At 50.5% G+C, this 2,705-nt stretch carries 2 tRNA genes and 2 rRNA genes; all 4 read left to right on the forward strand.

The features are described from left to right. Positions 1 to 650: ribosomal RNA gene (locus tag JKK62_RS07610) — 16S ribosomal RNA — on the forward strand; the annotation flags it as partial. A 98-nt stretch (positions 651 to 748) separates the two neighbouring features. Then, positions 749 to 824 (forward strand) — tRNA-Ala (locus JKK62_RS07615). A 34-nt stretch (positions 825 to 858) separates the two neighbouring features. Further along, positions 859 to 935: transfer RNA gene (locus JKK62_RS07620), tRNA-Ile, on the forward strand. Positions 936 to 1,068: 133 nt separating this feature from the next. Further along, positions 1,069 to 2,705: ribosomal RNA gene (locus JKK62_RS07625) — 23S ribosomal RNA — on the forward strand; the annotation flags it as partial.

Below are 2,705 nucleotides of genomic sequence, written 5' to 3' on the forward strand. Positions count from 1 at the left end.
GTACGGCCGCAAGGTTGAAACTCAAAGGAATTGACGGGGGCCCGCACAAGCAGTGGAGTATGTGGTTTAATTCGAAGCAACGCGAAGAACCTTACCAGGTCTTGACATCCAACTAACGAGATAGAGATATGTCAGGTGCCCTTCGGGGAAAGTTGAGACAGGTGGTGCATGGTTGTCGTCAGCTCGTGTCGTGAGATGTTGGGTTAAGTCCCGCAACGAGCGCAACCCTTGCTATTAGTTGCTACGCAAGAGCACTCTAATGGGACCGCTACCGACAAGGTGGAGGAAGGTGGGGACGACGTCAAATCATCATGCCCCTTATGACCTGGGCTACACACGTAATACAATGGCCGTCAACAACGAGGAGCAAACCCGCGAGGGGGAGCAAAACTTCAAAAACGGTCTCAGTTCGGATCGCAGGCTGCAACCCGCCTGCGTGAAGTTGGAATTGCTAGTAATCGCGGATCAGCATGCCGCGGTGAATACGTTCCCGGGCCTTGTACACACCGCCCGTCACACCATGGGAGTTTGTAACACCCGAAGTCCATAGTCTAACCGAAAGGAGGGCATGGCCGAAGGTGGGATAAGCGACTGGGGTGAAGTCGTAACAAGGTAGCCGTATCGGAAGGTGCGGCTGGATCACCTCCTTTCTATGGAGAAAGCCGAAAAGAAATAAGTAGGCAAATCCAAGGTCAGGTTTCAGGCTTGTAAAATCGTTGTTTAATTTTTGAGGTGCATGCCCTGAAAAGGGGGTGTAGCTCAGCTGGGAGAGCACCTGCTTTGCAAGCAGGGGGTCAGCGGTTCGATCCCGCTCATCTCCACCAAGGGAGCAAGGGGACACCGCCGGAATAACGAAATGGGCTCATAGCTCAGCAGGTTAGAGCGCACGCCTGATAAGCGTGAGGTCGGTGGTTCGAGTCCACTTGGGCCCACCAAGTCACATAAAGTGACGAAACGCACCTTGAAAACTGAATAAAGAACGAAAAGTAAAGTGAAAGCAAGATATTGATAAAATTGGGTAAAACTACAATTTTAGAAGAAGTCGAGTAAATAACGAAAGAGAACTAAGGTCAAGCTACAAAGAGCGCAAGGGGAATGCCTTGGCACCAGGAGCCGACGAAGGACGCAGCAATCTGCGAAAAGCCACGGGGAGGCGAAAGCAGCCATCGATCCGTGGATATCCGAATGGGGAAACCCACTTAAGGGAAGCTTAAGTAACCTATGGTGAATAAAATAGTCATAGGTGGGGAACCGCCTGAACTGAAACATCTAAGTAGGGCGAGGAAAAGAAATCAACCGAGATTCCGTAAGTAGTGGCGAGCGAACGCGGAAGAGGCCAAACCGAGAGTAGAAATATTTTCGGGGTTCGGACAACGGACGGAATTGACAAGAGTTAGCAGAAGGACATGGGAAGGTCCACCACAGAGAGTGAAAGTCTCGTACGCGAAAACACAAGTCATCCAGTTGAATCCAGAGTACCGCCGGACACGTGAAACCCGGTGGGAAAACGGGGGGACCATCCTCCAAGCCTAAATACTCCCTGGTGACCGATAGAGAAGAGTACTGTGAAGGAAAGGTGAAAAGAACCCCGGGAGGGGAGTGAAAAGAACCTGAAACCTTGTGCTTACAAGCACATAGAGCACGTCAATGTGTGATATGGTACCTTTTGTAGAATGGTCCGGCGAGTGAATGTAACTAGCGAGGTTAAGCACTTAAGGTGCGGAGCCGCAGCGAAAGCGAGTCTGAAAAGGGCGAGAAAAGTTAGTTGTATTCGACCCGAAACCGAGTGACCTAGCCATGAGCAGGCTGAAGTGAAGGTAAAACTTCATGGAGGGCCGAACCCACTCCCGTTGAAATGGTAGGGGATGACTTGTGGCTAGCGGAGAAATTCCAATCGAACTCGGAGATAGCTGGTTCTCTCCGAAATAGCTTTAGGGCTAGCCTCGATCGAACATTACCGGAGGTAGAGCACTGAATAGGCTAGGGGCCGAGAGGTTACTGAACCTTATCAAACTCCGAATGCCGGATAATGATGATCGGGAGTCAGACTGCGTGAGATAAGTTTCGTAGTCGAAAGGGAAACAGCCCAGACCCACAGCTAAGGTCCCGAAGTATAGTTAAGTGGAAAAGGATGTGGGGTTGCATAGACAACCAGGATGTTGGCTTAGAAGCAGCCACTCATTAAAAGAGTGCGTAATAGCTCACTGGTCGAGTGACCCTGCGCCGAAAATTTAACGGGGCTAAACTATACACCGAAGCTTGGGATGTTTTATACATGGTAGGAGAGCGTTGTATACGGGGTGAAGTCGTAGCGAAAGCGGCGGTGGACTGCATAGAAGAGAGAATGCCGGAATGAGTAGCGAGATTTATGTGAGAATCATAAAGGCCGAAAGACTAAGGATTCAGAAGGAAGGTTCGTCCGCTTCTGGTTAGCCGGGGGCTAAGGCGAGGCCGAAAGGCGTAGTCGATGCACATACGGTGGAGATTCCGTAGCCGCCTGAAATTTAAGCAAGGGGACACTTTAGAAGCTTTTGACCCGGGTATTGGTTGCCCCGGGCGTAAGGGACCGAAAATATAGTAGGGAAGCAAAAGTGGATAGAGGCGAGAAAAGCCTTGTGTATATAGTTCAGGTGCCCGTACCGCAAACCGACACAGGTAGTCAGGAAGAGAATTCTAAGGCCAACGGGAGAAGGGTAGTTAAGGAA

The organism is Ruminococcus difficilis, from assembly GCF_016680995.1.